23 protein-coding genes are annotated in these 26,277 nt (G+C 69.5%); 14 read left to right on the forward strand and 9 right to left on the reverse strand.

The window, feature by feature from the left end:
• Positions 1–7 precede the first annotated feature (7 nt).
• The gene (gene panB, locus ACTH43_RS00525; RefSeq protein WP_441442972.1) at positions 8–826 is read right to left on the reverse strand and encodes a 3-methyl-2-oxobutanoate hydroxymethyltransferase; all 819 of its coding nucleotides are present in this window, start codon (positions 824–826) and stop codon (positions 8–10) included.
• A gap of 168 nt (positions 827–994) precedes the next feature.
• Between panB and ACTH43_RS00530 the strand changes: the two genes are divergently transcribed.
• The 9 genes from ACTH43_RS00530 (at position 995) to ACTH43_RS00570 (ending at position 11,975) form a co-directional block, all read left to right on the forward strand.
• On the forward strand, positions 995–1,555 hold the full coding sequence (locus ACTH43_RS00530; protein WP_441442973.1) for a hypothetical protein: 561 nt from the start codon (positions 995–997) through the stop codon (positions 1,553–1,555).
• Positions 1,556–1,678: 123 nt separating this feature from the next.
• Positions 1,679–2,329, forward strand: a complete 651-nt coding sequence (locus tag ACTH43_RS00535) for a hypothetical protein (RefSeq protein ID WP_441442974.1) — start codon at positions 1,679–1,681, stop codon at positions 2,327–2,329.
• Positions 2,330–2,425: 96 nt separating this feature from the next.
• Positions 2,426–3,763 carry a glutamine synthetase family protein gene (locus tag ACTH43_RS00540; RefSeq protein WP_441442975.1) on the forward strand — a complete coding sequence of 446 codons (1,338 nt, stop codon included), beginning with the start codon at positions 2,426–2,428 and terminating at the stop codon, positions 3,761–3,763.
• An 88-nt stretch (positions 3,764–3,851) separates the two neighbouring features.
• Positions 3,852–6,962, forward strand: a complete 3,111-nt coding sequence (locus tag ACTH43_RS00545; protein ID WP_441442976.1) for a bifunctional [glutamine synthetase] adenylyltransferase/[glutamine synthetase]-adenylyl-L-tyrosine phosphorylase — start codon at positions 3,852–3,854, stop codon at positions 6,960–6,962.
• A 138-nt stretch (positions 6,963–7,100) separates the two neighbouring features.
• Positions 7,101–8,018 (forward strand): PD-(D/E)XK nuclease family protein, encoded by a 918-nt coding sequence (locus ACTH43_RS00550; RefSeq protein ID WP_441442977.1) that lies wholly within the window; start codon positions 7,101–7,103, stop codon positions 8,016–8,018.
• Positions 8,019–8,186: 168 nt separating this feature from the next.
• A complete protein-coding gene (locus ACTH43_RS00555) occupies positions 8,187–8,849 on the forward strand; it encodes a TetR family transcriptional regulator (RefSeq protein WP_441442978.1) in 663 nt (220 codons plus the stop codon).
• Positions 8,846–9,892: an ABC transporter ATP-binding protein gene (locus tag ACTH43_RS00560; protein ID WP_441442979.1), complete on the forward strand. Its 1,047-nt coding sequence runs from the start codon at positions 8,846–8,848 to the stop codon at positions 9,890–9,892. The genes ACTH43_RS00555 and ACTH43_RS00560 overlap by 4 nt, the downstream gene beginning before the upstream one ends.
• Positions 9,889–11,544 (forward strand): ABC transporter permease, encoded by a 1,656-nt coding sequence (locus tag ACTH43_RS00565; RefSeq protein ID WP_441442980.1) that lies wholly within the window; start codon positions 9,889–9,891, stop codon positions 11,542–11,544. The genes ACTH43_RS00560 and ACTH43_RS00565 overlap by 4 nt, the downstream gene beginning before the upstream one ends.
• A gap of 89 nt (positions 11,545–11,633) precedes the next feature.
• Positions 11,634–11,975, forward strand: coding sequence for a YciI family protein (locus tag ACTH43_RS00570; protein WP_441442981.1), 342 nt, complete (start codon positions 11,634–11,636; stop codon positions 11,973–11,975).
• A 99-nt stretch (positions 11,976–12,074) separates the two neighbouring features.
• Here ACTH43_RS00570 and ACTH43_RS00575 read toward each other — a convergent pair whose 3' ends face one another.
• Positions 12,075–12,401 carry a 2Fe-2S iron-sulfur cluster-binding protein gene (locus ACTH43_RS00575; protein WP_441442982.1) on the reverse strand — a complete coding sequence of 109 codons (327 nt, stop codon included), beginning with the start codon at positions 12,399–12,401 and terminating at the stop codon, positions 12,075–12,077.
• A gap of 158 nt (positions 12,402–12,559) precedes the next feature.
• Positions 12,560–13,990, reverse strand: a complete 1,431-nt coding sequence (glnA, locus tag ACTH43_RS00580; RefSeq protein WP_441442983.1) for a type I glutamate--ammonia ligase — start codon at positions 13,988–13,990, stop codon at positions 12,560–12,562.
• A gap of 175 nt (positions 13,991–14,165) precedes the next feature.
• On the opposite strand from glnA, the gene ACTH43_RS00585 reads away from it, so the two are divergent.
• The gene (locus ACTH43_RS00585) at positions 14,166–14,600 is read left to right on the forward strand and encodes an RDD family protein (protein WP_441442984.1); all 435 of its coding nucleotides are present in this window, start codon (positions 14,166–14,168) and stop codon (positions 14,598–14,600) included.
• A 406-nt stretch (positions 14,601–15,006) separates the two neighbouring features.
• Here ACTH43_RS00585 and ACTH43_RS00590 read toward each other — a convergent pair whose 3' ends face one another.
• From ACTH43_RS00590 to lipB, 3 genes are all read right to left on the reverse strand, one after another.
• Positions 15,007–15,750: a DUF4191 domain-containing protein gene (locus tag ACTH43_RS00590; protein ID WP_441442985.1), complete on the reverse strand. Its 744-nt coding sequence runs from the start codon at positions 15,748–15,750 to the stop codon at positions 15,007–15,009.
• A 32-nt stretch (positions 15,751–15,782) separates the two neighbouring features.
• Entirely contained in the window at positions 15,783–16,805 is a 1,023-nt protein-coding gene (lipA, locus tag ACTH43_RS00595; RefSeq protein ID WP_441442986.1) for a lipoyl synthase, read from the reverse strand.
• A gap of 62 nt (positions 16,806–16,867) precedes the next feature.
• Complete coding sequence (gene lipB, locus ACTH43_RS00600; protein ID WP_441442987.1) at positions 16,868–17,566, reverse strand: lipoyl(octanoyl) transferase LipB; 699 nt, start codon at positions 17,564–17,566, stop codon at positions 16,868–16,870.
• An 80-nt stretch (positions 17,567–17,646) separates the two neighbouring features.
• Between lipB and ACTH43_RS00605 the strand changes: the two genes are divergently transcribed.
• Positions 17,647–19,191, forward strand: a complete 1,545-nt coding sequence (locus ACTH43_RS00605) for a hypothetical protein (RefSeq protein ID WP_441442988.1) — start codon at positions 17,647–17,649, stop codon at positions 19,189–19,191.
• A gap of 124 nt (positions 19,192–19,315) precedes the next feature.
• Here the strand turns inward: ACTH43_RS00605 and sucB are convergent, their stop codons facing one another.
• The 3 genes from sucB to ACTH43_RS00620 form a co-directional block, all read right to left on the reverse strand.
• A complete protein-coding gene (sucB, locus tag ACTH43_RS00610) occupies positions 19,316–21,151 on the reverse strand; it encodes a 2-oxoglutarate dehydrogenase, E2 component, dihydrolipoamide succinyltransferase (RefSeq protein ID WP_441442989.1) in 1,836 nt (611 codons plus the stop codon).
• Between the two features lie 23 nt (positions 21,152–21,174).
• Complete coding sequence (lpdA, locus tag ACTH43_RS00615; protein ID WP_441442990.1) at positions 21,175–22,578, reverse strand: dihydrolipoyl dehydrogenase; 1,404 nt, start codon at positions 22,576–22,578, stop codon at positions 21,175–21,177.
• A gap of 147 nt (positions 22,579–22,725) precedes the next feature.
• A complete protein-coding gene (locus ACTH43_RS00620) occupies positions 22,726–24,216 on the reverse strand; it encodes a leucyl aminopeptidase (protein ID WP_441442991.1) in 1,491 nt (496 codons plus the stop codon).
• A 64-nt stretch (positions 24,217–24,280) separates the two neighbouring features.
• On the opposite strand from ACTH43_RS00620, the gene ACTH43_RS00625 reads away from it, so the two are divergent.
• From ACTH43_RS00625 to ACTH43_RS00635, 3 genes are read left to right on the forward strand one after another with little or no spacing between them, the layout of a single operon-like run.
• Positions 24,281–24,643 (forward strand): hypothetical protein, encoded by a 363-nt coding sequence (locus ACTH43_RS00625; RefSeq protein ID WP_441442992.1) that lies wholly within the window; start codon positions 24,281–24,283, stop codon positions 24,641–24,643.
• Complete coding sequence (locus tag ACTH43_RS00630; protein ID WP_441442993.1) at positions 24,640–25,131, forward strand: hypothetical protein; 492 nt, start codon at positions 24,640–24,642, stop codon at positions 25,129–25,131. Before ACTH43_RS00625 ends, ACTH43_RS00630 begins: the two co-directional genes overlap by 4 nt.
• A 33-nt stretch (positions 25,132–25,164) precedes the next feature.
• Positions 25,165–26,271 (forward strand): quinone-dependent dihydroorotate dehydrogenase, encoded by a 1,107-nt coding sequence (locus tag ACTH43_RS00635; protein WP_441442994.1) that lies wholly within the window; start codon positions 25,165–25,167, stop codon positions 26,269–26,271.
• Positions 26,272–26,277 lie beyond the last annotated feature (6 nt).

The following is a 26,277-nucleotide window of genomic DNA, read 5'->3' on the forward strand; positions in this document are numbered from 1 at the left end:
TCCCGGCTCACTCGAAGGAGTGCTCAGGACCCGGGTAGCTGCGCTCCCGGACCTCGGCGCGGTACTGCTGCGCGGCCTGCTGGAGATCTCCGCGCAGATCCGCGAACGCCTTCACGAACTTGCCCTGGAAGCCGGAGAGCCCGGCCATGTCCTGCCAGACCAGCACCTGGCCGTCGCAGCTCGGCCCGGCGCCGATCCCGATGGTGGGAACGGAGACCGCCTCGGTCACGCGTGCGGCGAGCGCGGCGGGGACCAGCTCGAGCACGATGGCGGAGGCTCCTGCCTCCTCGAGGGCGAGGGCATCGGCGAGGAGCTTCTCGGCGCCGGCCTCGTCACGGCCCTGGACCCGGTGGCCCGAGAGCGAGTTCACCGACTGCGGGGTGAAGCCGAGATGGCCACACACCGGGATCCCGGCATCGACCAGCGCCCGGACCTGCGCGGTGACCTCCACCCCACCTTCTAGCTTGACCACCTCGGCGCCCGCGCGGATCAGCTCGACGCCATGGCGCAGCGCATCCGTCGGCCCGCTCTCATAGGTCCCGAAGGCGAGGTCCGCCATCACCAGCGGTCGGTGCACGCTGCGGGCCACCGCAGCGGTGAAGGTGAGCATGTCCTGATGGGTGGTCGCGGTGGTGGAGGAGTGGCCCAGCACCGTGCTGCCCACGGAATCCCCGATCAGCAGCACCTCGATGCCTGCCGCCTCGAAGATCTGAGCGGCGAACTGGTCATAGGCGGTGAGCATCGCGAAAGGCTGTCCCTGCGATTTGGCCAGCTGCAGATGACGCAGGCGGATCTTCGCCGGAGAGGCGGGGGACTCAGTGCTCACAAGGCGCTCCTGGGCAGTGAACGGGTGGGGAACTGCGCTCCAGCCTATCGCCGTCGGGGCCACCCCACAGCGCCTTCGCCCGGTCGCCGGTCTCCTGCCGCAGGAGGTCCCGGAGTGTGCCACTCTGGTGCCGACCCACTCATCGGTCGGCCAGGAGGAGAAGGCGACGTGAGATCGAGGAAGCAAGGCATCGGCCGCCGCATCGCCGCGGGCGCCGGGATGCTGGCGCTCGCGCTGGGCGCCGCGGCCTGCACCGGCGGTGAGGACGAACCGCCCGAGTCACCGCGGGCCAGCACCTCGCCGCAGGATGCACCCGGACCTGCGACCGCTGAGGAGAGCACCCCCGCTGCGAGCGACGGCGGGGGGCAGGTCGCCGGCAGCCCGTTCAGCGACGAGCAGCTCGAGGCCGCCTCGCAGCGATTCGTCGAGGGTCTGCAGCTGCTGGATGACCAGGACTGGGACGCGGCATGCGCCCTGGTGCTGGATCCCACCACCCGTACTGCCCCCGAGGGAGAGCGGCTCCAGGAATGCGCCGACGGGGTGGAACCCGCCCTCGCCTCCTACTCCGAGCTGCTGGTGCCGGGCCGGTTCGACGTGATCGACACCTCGATGGTGGAGGCTGTCGACAACGGTGACGGCACCGTCTCGCTGAGCCTGCTCGGGGAGCCGCTGGACATCCCGATGGTGCAGGGCGACGACCAGGAATGGTATTTCTCCCTCCCCTTCTGAGCCTGGTACGACGCCTCGAGAAGGTGCGCCATGGGGAGTTCTCCCCAACGACAGCGCGGCCGCTGCTGTGCCACGCTCAGCGGTGTCGGCATCCGCGTCGGCATCCAGAGGGAGGACAGCATCATGACGTCGATCATGCGCAGGACAGTTCGTGGGACCGCTGCAGGGCTGGGGGCCCTTGCCATCATCGTCGGGGCCGCTGCCTGCGGTGGCGGGGATGCCGAGACCACGGACCCCGCGGTCTCGGAGGAGGAGCCCGCCGAGGAGGAGGGCGAGCCCGCCGAGGAGGCCGACCCTGCCGAGACCGAGGAGGACGGCGGCGAAGCGAGCACCGACGAGGGCACGGACTCCGAGGGCGACGAGGCAGCTGCTGGCGAGGGTGACGACGCAGCTGCTGGCGAGGGCGACGACGCCACAGCCGGCGAGGCCCTCAGCGAAGAGGACCTCACCGCAGTGGGTGACCGCTATTTCGAGTTCCTGCAGGCCGCCGCCCAGAGCGATGGCACTGCGGCGTGCGCGTTGATCCTCAACCCGCTGACCGACGAACCGTTGGAGGGCACCGTGCTCGAGCAGTGCGCCATCGGCTTCGAGGGCGAGGCCGGGGCAGAAGGCGTCGATCCCTCCATGTTCGATGCGCTCGATCGCTCGATGTTCGAGGGCGTCGACAACGGAGACGGCACCGCCGGGGTCAGCGTGATGGGTCAGGATGGCGGGATGACATTCCTCAAGGCTGATGACGGCCAGTGGTACATCGACGGCAGCGACTACATCTGAGCGTCCCTCCCGTGAGATCGACGCCCCGGCATCCAGCATCCGGATGCCGGGGCGCTCTGTCATCTCCGGGTGGGGGGCCTGAGGCACACTGGTCGCATGGGACATCTCCACGATGACGTCATCCGCACCGTCTCCGATCAGGACGTGCGCTTCATCCGGCTGTGGTTCTGCGATATCGCGGGGACGCTGAAGTCCATCGCGATCTCCCCCTCGGATCTCGAGACCGCCTTCACCGAGGGCATCGGCATCGACGGCTCCACCATCGAGGGTCTGACCCGCAGCTTCGAGTCCGACATGCTCCTGCGCCCCGACCCCGGCACCTTCGAGCTGCTGTCCTGGCGGGGGGAGACCAACGCGACCGGTCGCATGATGTGCGACGTGCTCACCCCCGACGGGGAGCCGGCCGCCTCGGACCCGCGGCGGGTGCTGCGCCAGGCCCTGGGCCGTGCGGAGGAGAAGGGGCTGGAGTTCTTCACCCACCCCGAGATCGAGTTCTACCTCTTCGAGGAGCCCTATGCACAGGGAGAGGCGCTGCGCCCGATCGACAACGCCGGCTATTTCGACCATGTCCATCGAGGGCAGGGCCAGGATTTCCGGCGCACCGCGATCCAGCACCTGGAGGCGATGAACATCCAGGTCGAGTTCTCCCACCACGAGAACGGACCCGGTCAGAACGAGATCGATCTGCGCTACGCCGACGCGCTCACCACGGCGGACAACATCGTCACCCTCCGCACCGTGGTCAAGGAGGTCGCGCTGTCGATGGGCCAGGTCGCCACCTTCATGCCCAAGCCGATGATCGACCAGCCCGGCTCCGGCATGCACACCCACCTCTCGCTCTTCCAGGGCGGCAAGAACGCCTTCCACGAGCCGGGTGCCGAATACGGGCTCTCACGCACCGGTCGTCAGTTCATCGCCGGGCTGCTTCGCCACGCACCGGAGTACAGCGCGGTGACGAATCAATGGGTGAACTCCTACAAGCGCCTGTGGGGTGCGCAGGAGGCGCCGAGCTATGTGTGCTGGGGGCACAACAACCGCTCCGCCCTGGTGCGGGTGCCCTTCCACAAGCCCACCAAGGGCACCAGCTCCCGCGTGGAGTTCCGGGGACTGGACTCCTCGGCCAACCCCTATCTCGCCTTCTCGGTGCTGCTGGCCGCCGGGATGGCGGGCATCGAGGGGGAGTACGAGCTGCCCGAGGGGGCGGAGGACGCGGTCTGGGATCTCTCCGAGCGGGAACGGCGGGCCATGGGCATCGACCCCCTGCCCTCCGACCTCTTCCGTGCCCTGGAGGTGTTCGAGAGCTCCGAGCTGATGGCCAGCACGCTCGGCGAGCAGGTCTTCGAGTTCTTCCTGCGGGACAAGCGCCAGGAATGGCAGCGCTACCGCGAGCAGGTGACCGACTACGAGCTGCGGTCGACCTTCAGCCGGGTCTGAGGACACCGGCGCTGAAAACGCCGCGTCATTGGAAGTCGCGTGAGTGAGAGCCGCGTGAGTGTAGGCCGCGTCAGTGAAAGAAGAGCACGTGAGCAGCGAACCGTCGACCACCACCGGGGCCCTCGCGCGCCTCGGCTTCAGCAGCACCGACCGAGTGCGCCGCTTCCTCGCCGAACCGGCCCTGGCCGGACTCGGCGGCGACGCCGCCCGGGCCCTGGGCCGCACCGCCGACGGCGACGACGCGGTGCTGGGCCTGCTGCGACTGGCCGAAGCCGCGCAGGAGGCGGGGCAGCAGCCGCTGATGGAGGGGTTCCTCGGCGGCATCGGGACGGCGGGCACACCCGGGCATCGCCTCATCACCCTGCTGGGCACCTCTGTTGCTCTCGGAGACTTCCTGGCGCGCCATCCCGAGCATCTGAGCCTGCTGCGCGAGGGCGACGACGAGCTCACGATGACCGCGACCGAGATCCGGCGCACCCTGCTCGAGGCCGTCGGGGCAGATCCCGCGGCGGACGTCCCCGTCGCCGGTGACGGCGGCCGCGAGATGCGAGATGCCCTGCGCATCGCCTATCACGGCCGGCTCGCGCAGATCGCTGCCGCGGACGTCGGCGCGACGGACCCGACAGCGCTCCAACCCCGCGTCTCCGCCGCGATCAGCGACCTTGCCGATGCGGCGCTCGAGGCCGGCGCGGCGATCGCGCGGGCGACCATCGAAGGCCACGAGAAGGTGCGCTGGGCGGTGATCGCGCTCGGCAAGACCGGTGCCCGCGAGCTCAACTACATCTCCGACGTCGACGTCATGCATGTCGTCGCCCCCGCACAGCGCCCTGAGGACGGTGATGAGGGGGAGGGAGACGTCATCGCGATCGGCGCGGCCCTGGCCCGCGAGCTCGCCCGGGCCTGCTCCGAGCGCACCGGTGAGGGCTCGCTGTGGCAGGTCGATGCGAACCTCCGCCCCGAGGGGAAGGACGGACCCCTCGTGCGCACCGTCCCCTCCTACCGCCGCTATTACACCGAGTGGGCGAAGTCCTGGGAGTTCCAGGCGCTGCTGAAAGCACGCGCGGCCGCCGGGGACCACGCGCTCGGGCTCGAGTTCGAGGCGATGGTCGAGCCCTGGGTGTGGCAGGCCTCCACCCGGGACGGCTTCGTCGAGGATGCCCGCGCGATGCGACGGCGGGTGGTGGCCCACATCCCGCGCGCCGAGGTCGAGCGGAATCTCAAGCTCGGACCGGGCGGATTGCGGGATGTGGAGTTCACCGTGCAGCTGCTGCAGATGGTGCATGGCCGCGCCGACGAGGTGCTCCAGGGCCGCTCCACCCTCGATGCCCTCGCCCGGCTCGGAGAGGGCGGCTACATCTCGCGGGACCACGTCGCGGAGATGGACGAGGCCTACCGCTTCCTGCGCTGCGTCGAGCACCGCCTCCAGCTGCACCGCCTGCGCCGCACCCAGGTGCTACCCACCGCAGCCTCCGATCTGCGCCGTCTCGCCCGCAGCCTGGGCCTGTCCACCGATGAGTTCCATCAGCGCTACCAGCGCACACGGCGCCGGGTGCGGCAGCTGCACGAGGAGATCTTCTACCGGCCGCTGCTGCTGACCGCCTCGCAGCTCAGCGACGGGCAGATCCGACTGAGCCAGGAGGACGCCGCCGCCCGCCTCTCGGCGATCGGCTACCGCGACCCCTCCCGGGCGCTCGACCACATCTCCGCGCTCACCGAGGGCATCTCCCGCCGCGCGAAGATCCAGCGTCAGCTGCTGCCCGCCATGCTCGAATGGTTCGCTGACGGCGTCGACCCGGACCTCGGCCTGCTGGGCTTCCGCCGGCTCTCGGACACGATCGGCTCCGCACATTGGTACCTGGGCCTGCTGCGCGACTCCGGCCTCGCCGCCAAACGACTCACCCGGGTGCTCGCCTCCGGCCGCTACGTCGGCGAGCAGCTCGAGCGGATCCCCGAAGGGGTCCGCTGGCTCGCCCGCGACGAACAGCTGCGCCCCCTCGCCCGCGACGTGCTGGGGCGGGAGTTCCTCGCCGTCATCTCCCGGGTCGATGACGCGGAGGTGGCCCGTGATGTGCTGCGCCGCACCCGCAACCGCGAACTGCTGCGCATCGCCCTCGCCCACCTCACCGGCGTGGCGAGCCCGGCCGTGGTCGCTCGGGCCCTGACCGACCTCGCCGAGGCGGTGCTCGAGGCCGGAATGCTGGTCGCCCTGCACGTCGTGGCCCGGCACCGGGAGGTGGTGGGGGAGGACGCCGAGACCCTCGACAGCGAGCCGGAGGTGGATGTCGAGACCGCACTGCGCCTGCGCGAGAAGCGCTCCGACCCGGCACGGGCGCTGGGGATCGAGATGGCGATCATCGCAATGGGCAGCTTCGGAGCCCGCGAGATGGGGTACTCCTCCGACGCCGATGTCCAGTTCGTCGTGATCGACCGCGGCGCCGGCAAGTCTGCGGTCGAGATCGCCGGTGCGGTCGCCGCCCAGATCCAGAAGATCCTCAACGCCCCGACCGCACGCTCAGACATGCGGGTCAGCGCGGACCTCCGCCCCGAGGGGAAGGTGGGTCCGCTCGCCCGCAGCCTCGACTCCTGGAGCGACTACTACCGCCGCGACGCGGAGACCTGGGAGAAGCAGGCCCTGCTGCGGGCACGGCCCGTGGTCGCCTCCGAAGCGGTCGCCGAGCAGCTGCGCGAGGAGATGGACCGCTACCGCTATCCCGAGGGCGGGCTGCCGGAGTCGGCCCGCCGTGAGATCACCCGGATGAAGGCGCGGGTGGAGTCCGAGCGGCTGCCCCGCAACACGGATCCCTCTCTCCATGTGAAGCTCGGCCGGGGCGGGATGACGGACGTGGAATGGTCCGCCCAGATCCTGGCGCTTGAGCACGGCCACGAGGTCGAGGGGCTGCGCACGCCCCGCACCCTCGACCAGCTCACGGCCGCCGCGGAAGCGGGCCTGCTCACCGCCCGCGAGGCCCAGGAGCTCACCGATGCCTGGACCCTGGCCTGGCAGATCCGGCGCGGACTGTTCCTGTGGAAGGGCCGCGAGGGGGATGTGCTGCCCACTGACCGTCACGACCTGCGCGCCCTGGCGCTGTTGATCGATGGCGAGGATGGTTCCGCCTCCGAGCTCGAAGAGCGCTACTTCCGCCTGACCCGTCGGGCCAGGATCATCGCCGAGCGGCTCATCTTCGGTGAGGAGGAATGAGCGGCTCGCGTGTGATCCGGGGAGCGGCCCGGCGCGTCCGCGCACCGGCTGGGCTCACCTGTGCGCGCCGCGGCGTACGGTGGGCGTCGTCCATCATCCTCGTCGCCCTGGCGACGCCAGTTCCCCTCCTGAGGACTCATGACCACGCCCTCTCTCAGCGCTGACACCCCGCGCGGCCGCATGTACCGACTCGAGCCCGACGGGCCGCTCATGTACCCCTCGATCACCACGGTCGCGGGAGCGCGTGCGAAGGACTTCCTGCAGGGCTGGTACGCGACGATGGCCTCCAAGCGGGCGCTGGACATGTATGCCTGGCTGGACCGGAACCCGCAGCGTGCCTCCGCAGAGATCTCCCGGGTGACCCGTGACCGCTGGGGAACGCAGAAGCGCATCGCGGCGGCCGCCCCGGAGTACACCCGCTCCGCCGCAGACTTCGGCACCCTCGTGCACACCGCCTGCGAGGACTGGGGCACCAGCGGCGCCCGTCCCGATGCCGCCCACCTCGGAGCGCTCATCGACCAGATGCGCACCGCACACGGCAGCTTCGCCGACGAGAAGGATCCCCAGGCCCTCATCTCCCGCGCCGAGGTGCGCCTGGACGGCTATGGCCGCTTCCTCGAGGACTATCAGCCCGAGTTCCTCGAGATCGAGCAGACCGTCGTGAACCACACCGTGGGCTACGCCGGCACCACCGATGCGATCGTGAAGATCGGCAACACCGTGCTCAGCGCAGACATCAAGACCTCGAAGAAGGTGCGCGGAGACTACGCCCTGCAGGGGGTCGCCGTGTGCCGCGCCGAGCTGCTGCTGGACGACGACGGCACCACGCGCGAGATGCCCGAGCTGACCGGCGCGTTCATCATCCACCTGCCCGAAGCCGGTGGCTACAAGGCGGTGCCGCTGCGCACCGGGGACGCCGAGTTCGAGGTGTTCCGCTCCCTGCGCGCGGCCTGGTCCTTCGAGCCCGACGAGTGTGCGCTCGAGCCGGCCGACGGGCCCAAGGATCTGCTGCTCTCGCTGCTGCGCAGCAAGGGCGGGCTCGACACCCTGGGCTGACGCCTTGCGGGAGGCCCTCCCTGCCCGTTCCCCGCGCCAGTCCGCGGCGGGCACGCTGTGCACGTTCTGTGATTCCCCCTTGCTCCGCATTGAACACGCGTATAGGGTGTTGAACGACAGTTCAATGGAGCCTCTGTTCGAGGCTCGAAGCGAGCCGAGGGAGCGCCCATGGAACCCACCCCACCTGCCGAGGAGCGCATCCTTCGCGCCGCTCTGCAGCGCTTCGCCGTCGACGGGCTCAGCGCGCCACTGCGTGCCGTCGCCCAGGACGCCGGGGTCAGCGCGGGTCTGATCATCCACCACTACGGCTCTCGTGAGCGCCTCCTCGAGGCGTGCGACCGACGGGCGCTCGAGGTGACCCACGAGAACAAGCTCGACGTCTTCACCGGCGGCTCCGGGGTGATGCTCGCCCAGCTCGCCGAGACCGAACGCTACGCCCCGGTGGTCGGCTACGTGCTGCGCCGGCTCCAGGCCGGCGGACCCCTGGCACAGCAGCTGGTCGCGGACTTCGTCGTCGACGCCACCGACTACTTCGAGCAGGGCGTGCACGCCGGGCTGATCAGCCCCAGCCGCGATCCTGTGGCCCGCGCCCGCGTGCTCACGGAGATGGCACTCGGCGCGCTGCTGCTCCAGCTGCCCGCCCAGCGGGACCATCTCGATCTCGCCGACCTCCCCACCTGGCTGCGCAGCTACACCGACTCGCTGATGCTCCCGATGCTCGAGCTCTTCACGACGCCCCTGCTGCAGGACAGCTCGCTGCTGGATGCCTATCGCACTGCCGCAGCGAGCGGCGACCACACCCCGACAACCACCGAAGGGAACACCTCATGAACACTGCCCATGCCCCCGACCCCGACCCCGCCGCCGGCCGCACCGGGTCAGCTCCGGCGACCACCGATGCGCCGCCGACCACCGATGCTCCGGCCCCCACCGATGCGCCGCCGACCACCGATGCCGCCGTCGTGGTCCGAGGTCTCACCAAGACCTTCGGCACCACCCGAGCCCTGGACGGTTTCGACCTCACCGTGCCCCGCGGCCAGGTCACCGGCTTCCTCGGACCCAACGGCGCCGGGAAGTCCACCGCCATCCGCGTCCTGCTGGGACTGCTGCGGGCCAGCTCGGGCACCGCCGAGGTGCTCGGCATGGATCCGTGGTCCCATGCCGTGCAGATTCATCACCGACTCGCCTACGTGCCGGGAGATACGAACCTCTGGCCGAACCTCACCGGGGGAGAGGCGATCGACGTGCTCACCCGCGGCGAGAAGGGCGCCGCCCACCAGCGTCGCCGGAGCGAGCTCATCGAGCGCTTCGAGCTCGATCCCACCAAACGCTCCCGCACCTACTCCAAGGGGAACCGGCAGAAGGTCTCCCTGGTCGCAGCGCTGTCGCGGGACGTGGACCTGTACATCATGGACGAGCCCACCTCGGGCCTGGACCCCCTGATGGAGGCGATCTTCACCGACGAGGTCGCCCGCCTGCGGGCCGATGGCCGCACCGTGCTGCTGTCCAGCCACATCCTCGCCGAGGTCGAGAAGCTCTGCGACACGGTGACGATCATCCGCGCCGGCAAGGACGTCGAATCCGGGACCCTCGCCCAGCTGCGGCACCTGACCCGCTCGACCGTCGCGGCCACCTCGAGCGCGGAGCCCGCCCGGCTCGCCGCCCTGGACGGCGTCCACGACCTCGTGGTCGACGGCGATCGGCTCCGCTTCGACGTCGACGACGCCGCTATGCACGACGTCCTGCCGACGCTGACCCGGATGGACGTCACCGCGTTGACGATCACCCCGCCCTCGCTCGAGGACCTCTTCCTGCGCCACTACGGAGATGACCTCACCGCAGGGCCCCGCGGAACCGGGACGGAGGAGTCATGAGCGCCGTGACCGGCACGCCCGCACTGCACACGCATCGGGCCCCACCGGTGGCGGGATCGCCGCTGACGGGTCTGGGCTCCCTGGTGCGGCTCTACGGGCGGATCTCACGCCGCGCGATCATCGTCTGGACGCTCGCCCTGCTCGTCCTCGTGCCCGCCTCGATCTACGCGATGCAGGAAACCTACCCCGATCAAGGGGCGCTCGATGCGCGGGCGATGCTGCTGGACAACCCGTCGGCCGTCATGATGACCGGGCCGTTCTTCGCCACCGAGCAGTACACCTTCTGGGCCATGGTGGCCAATGAGCTCTTCCTCTACATACTGATCCCGGCCGCGATCATGAGCGTGCTGCTGACCGTGCGCCACACCCGCGCAGAGGAGGAGGCCGGGCGCCTGGAGATGATCCGGGCGCTGCCCACCGGCAGGCTCGCCCCCGCCGTGGCCGCGCTCCTCATCGTCACCGCCGCGAACCTCGCACTCGGCGCGGCCATCACTATCGGCACCCTTGCCATGGGCGGAGAGGTCGCGGGGTCTGTTGCGCTCGGCCTCGCGACAGCGCTGACCGGGATGGTCTTCGCCGCGATCACAGCTGTCGCCGCGCAGGTCACCGAGCATGCCGGCACCGCCTCCGGGATGGCGCTCGGGCTGCTGGCCCTCGCGTTCATGGTGCGCGGCATCGGCGACGTGATCGACCGGCAGGGCTCCTGGCTCTCCTGGCTCTCGCCGCTGACCTGGGCTCAGCAGACCCGCGTCTTCGTGGATCTGCGCTGGTGGCCGCTGCTGGTCTCCCTCGCGGCGGTGATCGCCCTGCTGGTGCTCGCCGGGGCGCTGTCCCGCCGCCGTGATGTGGGCGCCGGGCTGCGAGCTGCCTCGGGCGGGCCGCGCCGCGCGTCATCCGCACTGCTGGCTCCCGGCGGTCTCGCCCGGCGTCTGGTGAGCGGGTCGATGCTCGCCTGGGGCATCGGACTGTTCCTGTTCTCCCTCGCCTTCGGCTCCCTCGCCTCCTCGCTCACGGACCTCGTCGAGGAGATGCCGACGATCCAGGAGTTCGCTCCCATCTCGCTGGATGACCTCACCGGCTCGTTCTCCGCCTTCGTGCTGATGATGCTCGCGATCGGGCCCGCCGCCCTCATCGTCTCCGGGGTGCTGCGGATGCGCACCGAGGAGGTCGCCGGCCGTCTGGCCGGGGTGCTGGTGGCGGGGACCTCCCGCGTGCGCCTGGCCGTGATGTGGTTCCTGGTCGTGCTGGTCGAGGTCGCGCTGATGCAGGTGCTGCTCGGCTTCGGGGTGGGGATCGGCGTGTGGGCCGCGACCGATGACATCTCCTGGATCGGGGACATGACCTTCGCCGCTCTCGCGTACCTGCCCGCGATCGCGCTCTACGGTGCCTTCGCCCTCGCCTCTTACGGACTGCATCTGCGCGCCACGGGCCTCGCCTGGCTGCTGGTCGTCTTCACCGCGCTGGTCACCTTCCTCGGCGACATGCTGGGACTGCCCGACGGGGTGAAGGACCTCTCCCCGCTGAGCCACGTCCCGCTGCTGCCGTCGGCGGAGTTCGAGAGCCTGCCGCTGCTGGTGATGGGCGGACTGGCAGCTGTGCTCGTGGTGGCGGGGCTGCTGCTCCTGCGGCGACGGGATCTCGCAGCGGGCTAGCGGCGCTCGCGCGCGGGGAGGAGACTGCCCGGACGCAGGCACGTGACCCCGCGGGACGAATACTCCGCGGCCGACGAGAGGCGGACCCGATGTCGAAGTACCTGATCTCCTTCCCCAGCAGTGCGATGACCGTGCGAGGACCCGACCTGCAGGCAGCCGCAGACGCCTCCCACGCCGTGGTGCGCGAGGCGAAGGCGGCTGGCGTGTGGGTGTTCGGAGGCGGAATCGACGAGAGCGTGCCGCCCGTCATGGTCGACGGCACCGGCACGGTGCTCGAGAGCACCTACGCCGAGACCCGCCACATCGAGGGCGGCTATGCCGTACTCGAGCTGGCCAACCGGGAGGAAGCGCTGGACTGGGCCCAGAAGCTTGCCGTCGCCTGCCGCTGCGCCCAGGAGGTGCGGGTGTTCGGGGACGATCCGGAGAGCTGAACCTCAGTGGCCGTGGTGGGTGCGGACCGGGGCGGGAGCACCCGCGGCCCGGCACCGACGGTGACTCAGAGCCAGCTGAGGTTCACCGGGAGCCAAGGATCAGAACGGGCCGATCCGCACCACTGCACCCGCGAGATCCATGTCCCAGGCGATCTGACAGGTCAGCCGGGAGGTGGGTTCGCGCTCCGCCTCGGTCAGGCTGTCCAGCACATCGGCCTCGTCCTCATCGATCTCGCCTGCGGTCTCGAAGGAGACCTGGTCGAGGAAGGAGTGGCAGGTGGAACAGGAGGCGTTCCCTCCGCAGATCGCGAGGATCGGGAAGCTGTTGCGGACCAGGCATTCCATGAGGGACTCGTCGTCCTCCCATTCGACGCCGGGGTTTTCGACGCCTTCGCGGTCGATGACGGTGATCTCGATACTGCTCATGCCCCTATTCCACACCCTCCGAGGCTCTGGGGCCAGTCGGGTCCAGGAGGGCTGGCCCACGACGCGGTGAACGAGGGCTGTGAACGAGTGCGGTGAACGAGAAGGGCCCCCGGCCCGCGGCGACGCGGAGCAGGGGCCCATCCTCAGACGAGTCGAACTCAGATGTCGTAGTAGAGCTCGAATTCGTGCGGGTGCGGGCGGTAGCGGAACGGATCGATCTCTGTGGTGCGCTTGAGCTCGATCCAGGTCGAGATGAGATCGGCCGGGAAGACGTCACCCTCGGTGAGGTAGTCGTTGTCGGCCTCGAGGGCATCGAGTGCTGCTCCGAGGGACTCGGGCAGCTGCTTGATCTGCTTGTGCTCCTCCGGCGGCAGCTCGTACAGATCCTTGTCGATCGGCTCCGGCGGCTCGATGCGGTTGCGGATGCCGTCGATGCCGGCCATCAGCTGCGCGGCGAAGGCCAGGTACGGGTTCGCCGAGGGGTCCGGCGCACGGAACTCGACGCGCTTGGCCTTGGGCGAGGAACCGGTGACCGGGATGCGGATCGCGGCGGAACGGTTGCGAGCCGAGTAGACCATGTTCACCGGCGCCTCGAAGCCGGGCACCAGGCGCTTGAAGGAGTTCACCGTGGGGTTGGTGAAGGCCGTCAGCGAGGGGGAGTGCTCGATGATCCCGCCGATGTACCAGCGGGCGATGTCGGAGAGTCCGCCGTAGCCGCGCTCGTCGTAGAACAGCGGCTCGCCGTCCTTCCACAGCGACTGGTGGGTATGCATCCCCGAACCGTTGTCGCCGAACAGGGGCTTGGGCATGAAGGTCGCCGTCTTGCCGGCATCCCACACGCAGCTCTTGACGACGTACTTGAACTTCATGACGTCATCCGCTGCCTGCAGCAGGGTGTTGAAGCGGTAGTTGATCTCCTGCTGGCCTGCGGTGCCGACCTCATGATGGGCCCGCTCGACCTGCAGGCCGGTCTCCTCCAGCACAGCGCAGATCTCATCGCGCAGATCCGCCATCTGATCGTTCGGCGGGACCGGGAAGTAGCCGCCCTTCAGGCGCGTCTTGTAGCCCTGGTTGCCGCCGAACTCGGACTCGTCGCGGTCGGTGTTCCAGACCGCCTCGTCGGAGTCGATGCTGTAGAAGCCGGAGTTCACCGTCGTCTTGAAGCGCACATCGTCGAAGATGTAGAACTCGGCCTCCGCGGCGAACAGCGCAGTGTCGGCGATGCCGGTCGACTTCAGGTACTCCTCGGCCTTCGACGCCACGGTGCGGGGGTCGCGGGAGTACGGCTCATCCGTGAACGGGTCCACGATCGAGAAGTTGATGATGAGGGTCTTGCGCTCGCGGAAGGGATCGAGATAGGCGGTCTCCAGATCCGGGACGAGCTTCATGTCGGACTCGTGGATCGCCTGGAATCCGCGGATCGAGGAGCCGTCGAAGAGCTGGCCGGTCGCGATGGCCTCCGCGTCGAAGGTGCTCGCGGGGATGTTGAAGTGCTGCATGACGCCGGGAAGGTCGCAGAACCGGATGTCGATGAACTCGACACCCTCTTCTTCGACGTACTTCACGACCTCGCTGGGATTGTTGAACACATGCCCTCCATTCGCGCCCGTGGCGCGTGTTGTGCTGTCTGACCCCGATGGGCGTCACCTGATGAGCTCCGTCGGCCCCCAAGGGACCTGAGCTCGGGTGCGCCCAATCCTAATGCTGTGTCCCGCAGCACTCCGGGAACCGGCGCTCCCAGATCGGCGCACTATGGTCGTGCTCGTGATCGAACGCAAGGACCTCGGTGCCTGGCTCGAAGGCGCCCCCCACGAGACCGGCTACGTCAAGGGCTCCTCCATCGGGCTGCCCGCGGAAGGGCCCGGTTCCGTGGCGCCGTTCTGGCGCCGGCCGCTGTCGGTGGTGATCGATTGGGGGCTGTGCATGCTGGCCTCGGCGCTCGTGTTCGACGGTGATGCGCTGGCGAACCTGGTGCTCTTCGTGGCGATGAACGTGCTGTTCCTGACGCTTTTCGGGGCAACCGTGGGACAGTTCGTGCTGAAGCTGCGAGTGCGGCCCGTCCGCGGGCGCAGCCCGATGCTGCTGAGGTCCATGATCCGCACGGGGATGATCCTGCTGCTGCTCCCGACGGTGGTCTGGAACAAGGACGCGCAGCCGCTGCACGACGTGGCCGCGGGTACGGCTGTCGTCACCGTCTGAGCTGTCCATCCCCGTCTGAGGCGCGACAGCTGGCCTCCGAGGTGCCCGATCCGCGGCCGCTGTGCGCTCCGACCCTTCATGGACATCGCCCCTCCTCAAGCCGCTGACCTGCGACGATAGTCAATGTCACGAAAAGATCACGGAGGTAACGGGACGGTAACGGCGTGGTGGCCGGCGGGCGGCGCCAGCAGGAGAGCCGCGTCAGCTTGATGGCAGCGCCGACGGGAGGCCCGTGCCGATGGGAGGCCCGCGCCGACAGGAGAGCCGAGCCCGCAGGAGGGTCAGTGCGCGCAGGTGGGGCCGCGCCCGCACGTGGAGCGGCCCAGCAGGAGGCCTCGCCCGACTGGGCACGACGAAGCCCCCGTCTGGAACTCCAGGCGGGGGCTTCACAGCAGGGGAGAGGGGCTCAGCGGCCTCGCATCGCCTTGCGATTGGGGCGGGCGCGCATCGGGTCGACGCCCTTAGGGATTGACTGCCGCAGCGAGCGGCGCAGAGCGTTCAGCCGCTTCGTGACCTGGGCGGCCTCATCCTTGGTGAGCTGCTTCTTCATCCGCTGCATGTGGCTGGGCAGCTTGTGCAGCGGGACCTCGCCATCGCCGTCGCCGACCACGATCTGATGGACCGGGACGTTGTCGTGCTGGAGCACGCGACGGATGCTGCGACGCTCCTTCTCAAGCAGCTTCATGGAGGTCGCAGAGGAGTCCTCAGCGACCACCGCGATACCCGCCCGGCCCGAGGCGCGGAAGAGCATCTTCTGGCTGCGGGGGTCGATCTGGACCGGCTCCTCGTCGATGTTCCAGCCGCGACGGATCGACTGCATCGCCGCGAGCGCCGCCCCCGGCTGACCCTTGATGCGGCCGAAGGCGGCACGCTCCGCCTTGCGGGCCAGGATCATCATCGCGACCAGCACACCGATGGCCAGGCCCATGAAGATGCCGTACCAGGGGCTGTTCAGCACCAGCCAGCTCACCAGGACACCCAGCGCGATCGCACCGAGGATCGCACCGATCATCCACGGCAAGGTGGTGCGATCGATCTCCTGGGTGTACTTGTACACCTCGATGATCTGCTTGATCCGACCCTGCTTCTTGGAGCCGTCGGCGTTCATCTTCGTGCCCTTCTCGGGCTTGGTCTCGGACTTGCGAGCCATGTGCGGTGGGTCCTCTCGGGGCCGGGCGGGCGTCAGCTCGCGACGGCCTGCTGGGTGCGGGCGACGACGCTCGCAGCTTCCTGACGGGCGGGCTGGTTCGAATCGAGGTGGCGGAGGTTCTCCGGGATCTCGCGGCCGAGCTTCCGCATCGACTGCGCCCAGAGCTTGCCGGCGCGGTAGGAGGAGCGGACCATCGGCCCGGCCATCACCGCGAGGAAGCCCATCTCCTCAGCAGCCTGGGACAGCTCGACGAACTGCTGGGGCTTGACCCAGCGGTCGATCGGGTGATGCAGCTTCGACGGGCGCATGTACTGCGTGATGGTGATGATGTCGCAGCCGGCATCGTGAAGACGCTGCAGCGACTCGAGGATCTCCTCATCCGTCTCACCCATCCCGAGGATGAGGTTGGACTTGGTGATCATCCCGGCCTCCTTCCCCATCGAGATCACGTCGAGGGAGCGCTCGTAGCGGAACGCGGGACGGATCTGCTTGAAGATGCGCGGGACGGTTTCGAGGTTGTGCGCGAACACCTCGGGCTTGGCCTCGAAGACCTGCTGCAGGTGCTGGCCGTTGCCCTTGATGTCATCGATCAGCAGCTCGACACCGGTGCCCGGGTTCATCGCATGGATCTGCTCGCAGGTGCGGGCGAACAGACCGGCCGCCCCATCTTCGAGATCATCGCGGGCCACACCCGTGATGGTCGAGTAGCGAAGACCCATCTCCTTGACGGACTGGGCGACCTTGAAGGGCTCCATCGGATCGACGGCCATCGGCTTGCCGGTGGCGATGTTGCAGAAGTCGCAGCGCCGCGTGCAGGTGTCACCGCCGATGAGGAAGGTCGCCTCGCGGTCCTCCCAGCATTCGAAGATGTTCGGACAGCCGGCTTCCTCGCAGACCGTATGGAGACCCTGACCATGCACGCGCTTCTTCATCGCGGTGTACTCCGGGCCCATCACGGCCCGGGTCTTGATCCATTCGGGCTTGCGCTCGATCGGGACCTCGGCGTTGCGAGCCTCGACGCGCAGCATGCGTCGGCCTTCGGGGGCGAATGTCACCCTGATGCCTCCTCATCTCGACGTTCCCTGGAGTCTATCGACCTGGCCAGGTCCCAGGGCACTCAGCCCACGCGGGGCGAGGTGCGGTGCGCCACGAGCTCGGTCATGGCCGTCGCGGCGATGTCCACCACGTCGGCAACCGCGATCCGGTGCCCGGCCTCTCGGCTGAGGCTGGTCACTCCGGCATCATCGATCCCACAGGGGATCACATTCGCGGCCCAGGAGAGATCATTCGCGCAGTTCAGCGCGAAACCGTGCATCGTGGCACGCTTCGAGACCCGCATGCCGATCGCACACACCTTGCGCGACTCCTCGCCCTCCGGCGCGACCCAGACGCCGCTGCGACCGGCCACCGGCATCGTCGCCACGCCGACGGCGGCGCAGACGTCGATCAGGGTCCGCTCGAGATCACGGACGAAGCCCACCACATCGATCGGGATCGGAAGCTTCACCAGCGGGTAGCCGACGAGCTGCTGCGGGCCGTGCCAGGTGAGCTTCCCGCCGCGGTCGATGTCCACGACCTCAGCACCATCACGGGGGCGCTCGTGGTCCTCGGTGAGCTTGCCTGCTGTGTAGACCGCCTGATGCTCGAGCAGCAGCAGCGTGTCGGGACGGCTGCCCGAGACCACCTCGGCGTGGAGTTCGCGCTGCAGCGCCCAGGCGGCTCGGTACTCGACCGGGCCCGGGGGCAGGCCGAACTCCTCATGGCGGTCCCCACCGGGGACGGGTTCGCTGAAACCGAGACGGATCACGTCGAGCATCGACCCAGGCTACTCCGCCTCCCACCTGCGCGTTGTGGATGAATCGCGGAGAGCTCACTGCGATGCGGTTCACTGCTGTCATGGACGAGAACGACGAGGAGAGCTCCCGCCGGGGCCCCGGCACGTTCGGACCGGGCGTGAGCCCGCCTCGCGCCGGAACGGCGCGGCAGGAGAGGCAGCGAGAATCTGCCGGGCACGGCCAGCAGGTGGAGGTCAAGGGGCTGGATGAAGACGCCCGCCACAGCATCCGCGATGAGCTCCAGCTGCTGGCGACGCTCGAGGTCGCGGGGATCACGGCGGCACCGAACGTGCTCGAGATCGAGGACGACGGATACCTTCGCGAAGCCGCACCTCCTCTGCGGCGTCGTTCCGGCCGGCGGGCTGCCGAGGACTGCGCCCCACCTACCGCTGAGCGTCTCGCCCTCGCGCGGGCCCGGGACGATCTCGATGATCTGATCGATGCGGTCCATCAGCGGGGATGGGTGCTGGGAGCGGGACCGGGGCAGGGGCTCGGTGTCCGTCCAGACGGGAGTGTGGTGGCCCTCGACCTGGCCGGGCTGCGGCGGGATGAGACGCTCTCCGCCCGGCAGGCTGACCGCCGCTGGGTCGACTCGGTGCTCGGGGACCAGGAGCGGACCCTGCGCCGACGGATCGATCTCGTGGCCCCCTCCTGGCCGCTTCAGGAACGCTCGCTGCCCGGTCCCGGCCCTGCTGCCGAAGTGCTAATGGAGCCGGCCGCACAAGCGGCGTCCGGACAGGAGGCCGAGGCGGAGCTGGAGGGGCCGGACGGGGTGGAGGGTCCGGAGGTGGAGCACGCGGGTGCGGCTCTGCCGCGACCCCGCCGGCTCCGGCGGCGGGAGCGGGGCGGGTTTGCAGCGGTGGGCGTGCACGGACGCCGCACGCCGCGCCCCGCTGGCCTTCGGACCTTGGTCGGCCCGCTGACGGGGACCGGGAGACGCGGGTTGTCAGCGATCCGTCAGGTGCTGAGTCAGCCTCCGCTGCGACGAGTTGCCGTCGGGAGTGCCCTCGTGGTTCTGCTGCTGGGATCCACTGCGGCGATGGGTGCGTGGTGGGCCAGTGAGCGTCCCGCGCAGGCTCCCGGCCATGAACAGCTTCCCGTCGCGACGCCAGCACCGCCCAGCGGGGCGCCCCGGATCGAGGATCCCTGGGCCCTGGTCGCAGACGTCGCCGGAGCCCGGCACGCCTACATCTCCGGAGTATCCGCGCAGCCGGTGGCTGTGCCGGGGAGTGAGGCGTTCACGGCTGACGAGGAGACCCGCCTCGCATACCAGGGCCATCAGGTCCGAGGCGGTGGGCCGGTGGTCCATGAGGCGGAGCTGCTCGCGGGACCGGACGGCGACGGCACCGTGGTGCTGCGCGCGGTCACCTCGACCGCAGAGCATGAGCTCGAGGACCGCGCCGGGCAGCTCACGCACGTTCCCGCGACTGCCCCGCGCGAAGTCCGGCTGACCCTCCACTGGAATGGCGAGCGATGGCTCGTCGAGGCGGTCGAAGCGGTCGAAGAGGTCGAGGCGGTGGAGCCGGACGAGCCAGTGCAGCCGGGTGAGCCAGTGGAACCGGACCAGCTAGCGGAGCCAGCGCCGGGGGATACCGGAGCGAGCTGATCGTCCCCATGCAGCCGCACCTCCACCGGGCACGCCGAAGGGCCCCGACACCAGAGAACTGATATCGGGGCCCTTCAACATCGCTCAGTGCGCGGGACGCGCCCAGACGAGGAAGCTCAGGACCTCACAGGCCCAGCTCTGCCTCGAACGCGCCCTCCTCGAGCCGCTTCTTCATGAAGGTGAGGAAGCGTGCGGCGTCGCCGCCGTCGACCATGCGGTGGTCGTAGGAGAGGAACAGGTACATCATCGAGCGGATGGCGATGGTGTCGTCACCCTCGGCGTTCTGCACGACCGCCGGACGCTTGGTGATGGTGCCGGTGCCCAGGATGCCGACCTGCGGCGCGGGGACGATGGGGGTGTCCCACAGCGCACCGCCGGAACCGGTGTTGGTGATGGTGAACGTGGCACCGGCGAGATCGTCCGGAACCAGCTTGTTGCCCTTGGCACGGCCACCCAGATCGCCGATCTGACGAGCCAGGCCCGCCAGGTTCAGATCGCCGGCATTGCGGATCACAGGAACCACGAGACCGCGTTCGGTGTCCGCCGCCATGCCGATGTTCTCGGAGCCGTGGTAGACGATCTTGTCGCCCTCGATGCTGGAGTTCAGCTGCGGGTAGGTCTTCAGACCCTCCACCGCTGCCATCATCAGGAACGGGAGGAAGGTGAGCTTCGCACCCTCACGGGCGGCGAAGTCCTCCTTGGCGCGGGCGCGCAGCTTCGCGATACGGGTCAGATCGACCTCGACCGCGGTGGTCAGCTGGGCCATCCCGTGCAGCGACTCCGTCATCCGCTGGCCGATGACCTTGCGGATGCGCGGCATCTTCTCCTCGGTGCCACGCTTCGAGGAGACCTCGACCTTGGGGGCTGCCGGGGCGGCTGCGGGCGCTGCGGCGGCGGCAGGAGCCGAAGCGGCGGCCTTCTGCGCATCGATCGCCTGCTGCACATCCTGCTTGCGGATGCGTCCGCCCAGGCCGGAGCCCTTGACGTTCGACAGGTCGACGCCGGCCTCGGCCGCCATCTTCCGCACCAGCGGAGTGACATAGCCGGAGGACTCCGCACCGGAGACGGCATCGGAGGCCTTCGGCGCCGCCGCAGCTGCCTCTGCCTTGGGGGCCTCAGCCTTCGCGGGCTCTGCCTTCGGAGCCTCAGCCTTCTCAGCCTTGGGTGCCTCGGCAGGCTTCTCCTCGGCCTCGGGAGCCTCAGCAGGCTTCTCCTCAGCCTTGGGCGCCGGGGCGGAGGGCTGCTCTGCGGGAGCAGAGGCCGCAGCACCGGAGCCGACCACTGCCAGCACGGCGCCGACCTCTGCGTCCTCGTCCTCCTGGACCTTGATCTCCAGCAGGGTGCCCGCGACAGGGGAGGGGATCTCGGTGTCGACCTTGTCGGTGGAGACCTCGAGCAGCGGCTCGTCGATCTCGACGGTGTCGCCGACCTCCTTGAGCCAGCGGGTGACGGTGCCCTCGGTGACGGACTCGCCGAGCGCGGGCATCGTCACCTCCTCACCGGAGGCGGCGCCGCCGGAGGTGCCGGAATCGGCATCGCCGGAAGCCTCGGCAGGCTTCTCGTCCTCGCCGGCCGGAGCCTCCTCATCGGTGGACGGGGCGACGGTCTCGTCGGAGGCGAGATCCTCGCCCTCGGCGGGAGCGTCCTCCGACTCGGCGGGGGCCTCCTCCTCGGAAGCGGCCTCAGCACCGGAATCATCCGACCCGGCAGCATCGGAGCCGGAACCATCGCCGATGACGACGAGATCGGCGCCGACCTCGGCGTCCTCGTCCTCCTCGACCAGGATCTTCTCGATGGTACCCGCGACGGGCGAGGGGATCTCGGTGTCGACCTTGTCGGTCGAGACCTCCAGCAGCGGCTCGTCGACCTCGACGGTGTCGCCCACGGCCTTGAGCCAGCGGGTGACGGTGCCCTCGGTGACAGACTCGCCGAGTGCCGGCATCTTCACGGTTTCAGACATGGGGGTTTCTCCTCCTGGAAGATTCAGGCGTGGGCGTGCAGCGGCTTGCCGGCGAGGGCGAGCGCAGCTTCGCCCAGGGCCTCGTGCTGCGAGGGGTGGCCGTGGATGAGGGAGGCGACATCCTCGGGGTAGGCCTCCCAGTTGACGATGAGCAGCGCCTCGCCCATGAGCTCGGAGGTGCGCGAGCCGATCATGTGGACGCCGATGATGGGCCCGTCCTTCTCGCGGACGAGCTTGATGAAGCCGGTGGTGCCGAGGATCTGGGACTTGCCGTTGCCACCGAGGTTGTACTCGTAGACCTCGACGGCGTCCTCGCCCAGCTGCTCCTTGGCCTGCTTCTCGGACAGACCCACGGAACCGAGCTCGGGCTCGCAATAGGTGATCCGCTCGATGCCGGACTCGACGATCGGTGCCGGGTTCAGGCCGCCGATCCGCTCGGCCACGAAGATGCCCTGGGCGAAGCCGCGGTGCGCGAGCTGCAGGCCGGGGACGATGTCACCCACGGCGTAGACGCCGGGGACGTTGGTCTCGAGGGTCTCGTTGTTCGCGAGCACGAAGCCGCGATCCATCTCGATGCCCTGCTCCTCGTAGCCGAGCCCTGAGGTGTTCGGGCCACGACCCACAGCGACCAGCAGGTAGTCGCCCTCGAAGACCTTGCCGTCGGCGAGGGTGACCTTCACCCCGGACTCGGTCTGCTCGGCCTTCTCGGTGAAGATGCCCAGCGAGAACTTGATCCCGCGCTTCTTGTACGCGCGCTCGAGTGCCTTGGACAGCGCCTCGTCCTCGTTGGCGACCAGGTGGGGGAGGCCTTCGATGATGGTCACGGACTCCGCGCCGAGCGACTTCCAGATCGAGGCGAACTCGACCCCGATCACGCCGCCGCCCAGGATGATGGGGTTCTTGGGGATCTCGGGCAGCTGCAACGCGGCCTCGGAGTCGAGGAAGCGGCCGCCGAGGTCGATGCCCGGAAGGGTCTTCGAGTACGAGCCGGAGGCCAGGATGATGTTCTTGCCGGTCAGGGTGCGGGTGCCGGACTCGGTCTCGACCGAGACGGTGTTCGGTCCCGTGAGCGTGCCGAAGCCCTCGACGTACTCGACCTTGCGCGACTTCACCAGGCCCTGCAGGCCCTTGTAGAGCCGGCCGATGATCTTGTCCTTGAAGCCGAGCACCTTCGCGGCATCGATGCCGTTCAGAGTGAGGTCGACGCCGGCATCAGCGGCCTCGGACGGGGCGTCGGCGAGCTCGCCGACGTGCAGCAGCGCCTTGGTCGGGACACAGCCGCGGTGCAGGCAGGTGCCACCGAGCTTGTCCTTCTCCACGAGCGCGATCTTCTGGCCGAGCTGGGCTCCGCGCAGCGCGGCCGCATAGCCGCCGCTGCCACCGCCCAGGATCACGACGTCGAACTGGTCAGTGGTTGTCTCCGCCACCTGTGTGCTCCTCGGTGTATACGTCACTCCGCGACCCGCCCGGACCTGGATGGCCGACGGCGCCGCCTGCGTGTCCCATGCTAGGCCACCAGGCGGCGCCGGGCCGACTGCTTCGCGCGATCTCTCAGTGCTGTGGTGCGGTGCGCATCACGGTGCGGGGCGTGAGGCGACGTCCGCGAGGATCTGCAGCACGGTGCGGGTGCTCATCCCGGTGGCGCCCTTGCCCATGTAGCCCAGGGGCGAGGAGGCGTAGCCCGGTCCCGCGATGTCCAGATGCGCCCACTGGGTATCGCCCACGAACTCGGCCAGGAAGATGCCCGCCGAGAGCGCACCGCCCGGTCGGTCCCCGATGTTGCGCAAATCAGCGACGCGGCCGGTGAGATCGGCACGCAGCTCGCTGGGGAAGGGGAGCGGCCAGAACGGCTCGCCGGTGGTCTCAGAGGCCGCCATCACGAGGTCGCGGCCCTCGGAGGTGCCCATCACGCCGGCGGTGCGCTTGCCCAGCGCCACCACCGCCGCACCGGTGAGGGTGGCGACGTCGACCACCAGATCGGGGTTCTCGGCGACCGCATCGACCAGCGCGTCGGCCATCACCATCCGCCCCTCCGCATCGGTGTTGAGCACCTCGACAGTCCTCCCATTGCGCATGGTGACCACGTCACCGGGGCGCTGAGCCCCACCGCCGGGCATGTTCTCGGCCAGGGCGAGGTAGGTGGTGACCTTGACCTCGAGGCCGAGGCGGGCGGCACCGACAGCTGCCGCCAGCACGGTGGCGGCGCCGGTCATGTCGGAGGTCATGTCGTCCATGCCGGCCGCGGGCTTGAGCGAGATGCCGCCGGTGTCGAAGGTGATGCCCTTGCCGACCAGGGCGACAGAGCTGGTGGCCTTCGCGGGGGCGTACTCCAGGCGCACCAGGCGCGGCGGGCGAGTCGATCCCTGGCCGACGCCGACGATGCCGCCGTAGCCGCCCTCGGCAAGCTGCTTCTCGTCCAGGACGGTCACCGTGATCGGCAGCTCGGCGACGAGCTCCTCGGCGCGGCGGGCGAACTCGGCGGGATGGAGCAGGTTCGGGGGCGTGTTGACGAGGTCGCGCACGATGCCGACGATCTCGGCGAGCACGCCGGAGCGGTCGACCGCGGTCTGGGCGGCGTCGGCGTCGCCCTCGGTGATCAGGGTGAGGGCCGCGAGGGCGGCCTTCGGTGCACCGGCACCGGTGCCGGTCTTGTAGGTGGTGAAGGTGTAGGCGCCGAGCGCGGCGCCCTCGAGGGCTGCGGCGCGCTGCTGCGTGGTGGCGGTGGGCACGGCGATCGCGGCGTTCTCGACCCCGGCGAGCGAGCGGGTGGCCGCGCCGAAGGCGAGCCGGAGGTCCTCGTCCTCGACCTTGGCGAGATCCTCGTCACCGAGGCCGACCAGCAGCAGCGAGGTTGCGGAGGCCAGTCCGTAGGAGGGGATCCGGTGGAGATCGCCTCGGGCGGAGGAGGCATCGAGACCCGAGATGGCCTCGGAGATCTCCGGTGCGCCGGGCACCGTCGCGGGGGCGCCGTCGGCGCCCGCGAGGAGGGGGAGGATGAGGACGTCGGCAGCGACGTCGCGCAGAGATGCATCGGTGATGGTGATGGTGATGGTGATGGTGGGCATGGCTCTATCGTAGGGGCGGGCCGGACACGATGTCGGCGTACCACGGAGGAGGGCGGAGAAGCAGATGACGGTGCTGAGCATCGTGGTCTTGGTGCTGGGCGGGCTGACCGCCCTGCTCGGGATCTACTACACAGCGCGTGACCTGAACGCCGATCTGGTGCTGCTGGGCGCGTGCGCCCTGCTGGCCGCGTCCTGGGCCGTGCTGGGCATCGCCCTGGGGCTCAAGGACCTCGCCGGCGGGAACCCTCCCGAGCGGGTCACGCTCTACGGCTATCTCCTCACGGCTCTGCTGATGGCGGTCGGCGGCGGCTGGATGGGACTGTTCGAACGCAGCCGCTGGGGAAGCCTCGTCATCGCCGTCTGCGCGGCGGTCTCCATGGTGCTGCTGATGCGGTTGGAGCAGATCTGGCCGGGAGGCTTCGCATGAACGTCGAGAACGTCGAGAACGTCAAGAACGTCAAGGGCGCTGAGCACGGCAAGGGCGCGGCGGCGGCGTCGCCGGGTCGCCCCGAGCGCGCCGGGCGCGGCTTCGAGATCGTGCTGATCGCGGTGTACGGCATCTTCGCGCTGTCGGCGACCGCGCGCAGCCTGGTGCAGGTGCTGCGTGACTTCTCCTTCGCACCGGTCGCGTACAGCCTCTCCCTGCTCGCCGCCGTGACCTACATCGCCGTCACCATCGCTCTGGTGCGTCGCGGCCGCGGCTCCCCGGTGGCGAGGGCGCTGTGCATCGCGGAACTCGCGGGGGTGCTCATCGTCGGCACCCTCACCCTGCTCGATCCGGCGCTGTTCCCGGATGGGACGGTCTGGGGCGTCTACGGCAAGGACTACGGCTTCGTCCCCCTGCTGTTGCCCGTGCTCGCCCTGTTCTACCTGTCGCGAGCACCGCGAGTATGCCGTTCGGGACCTGTGGACTGAGATCCGCGACCAGGAACGCGTACGGTATCCCTCGTGACCCCTGACGACGCCCCTCGACGTGGGCCCTATGACGTGCTCTTCCGCCGCGTGCTGAGCCGGCTCGACCCGGAACAGGCTCATCGGCTCACGGTGCGGGCGCTCGCAAACGCTCATCGCCTGCCGGGAGGCCCGCAGCTGCTGCGGGCCCTGTTCGGCGGCACGGACCCGCTGCGGGACACCGGGCCCACCCGCCGGGTGCTCGGCGCCGAGCACCGCAGCCCGGTGGGCTTGGCCGCAGGCTTCGACAAGGACGGCGAGGTGCCGCTGGCACTGCTCGATCTCGGCTTCGGCCATGTCGAGGTGGGCACCGTGACCGCCAAGGCACAGCCCGGGAACCCCCGGCCGCGATCCTTCCGGCTGATCGAGGACCGGGCCCTGATCAACCGTATGGGCTTCAACAACCACGGAGCTCAGGCGCTGGCGCGTCGGCTGGCCAGAGCGCGCCGCACCGAACGTGGCCAGCGCGCCGTGATCGGCGTGAACATCGGCAAGTCCAAGGTGACCGCCCTCGAGGACGCCGCTGAGGACTACCGCTTCTCCGCCCGGCTGCTCGCCCCCTACGCCAGCTATCTCGCCATCAACGTCTCCAGCCCGAACACCCCCGGACTGCGGGATCTCCAGAGCGTCGAGATGCTCCGACCGATCCTCGAGGCGGTGGTCCAGGAAGCTGTTGCGGTACGGACCCGGCTGCGTCGGGAGGTGCCGGTGCTGGTCAAGATCGCCCCTGATCTGCATGACGGCGATGTGCAGGCGGTCGCCCGGCTCGCCGCCGAGGTGGGGCTGGCGGGCGTGATCGCGACCAACACCACCATCGCCCGCCCGGACTCACTGGCGACCGCGCGCTCTCGGGTCGAGCAGATCGGTGCCGGCGGGCTCTCCGGGCCGATTCTCGCCGACCGCTCGATGCAGGTGCTGCAGCTGCTGCGCACCACCCTTCCGCAGGACGCGGTGATCATCAGCTGCGGCGGCGTGACCAGCGCCCAGGACGTGCGCGACCGCCTCGATGCCGGCGCAGATCTGGTCCAGGGCTACACCGCGATGATCTACGAGGGCCCCGCGTGGCCCGGACGGCTCTCCCGTGAGCTCGATCCCCGCCGCTGAGCCCCG

The sequence above is a fragment of the Brachybacterium sp. genome, from assembly GCF_052095815.1.
Taxonomy (GTDB): domain Bacteria; phylum Actinomycetota; class Actinomycetes; order Actinomycetales; family Dermabacteraceae; genus Brachybacterium.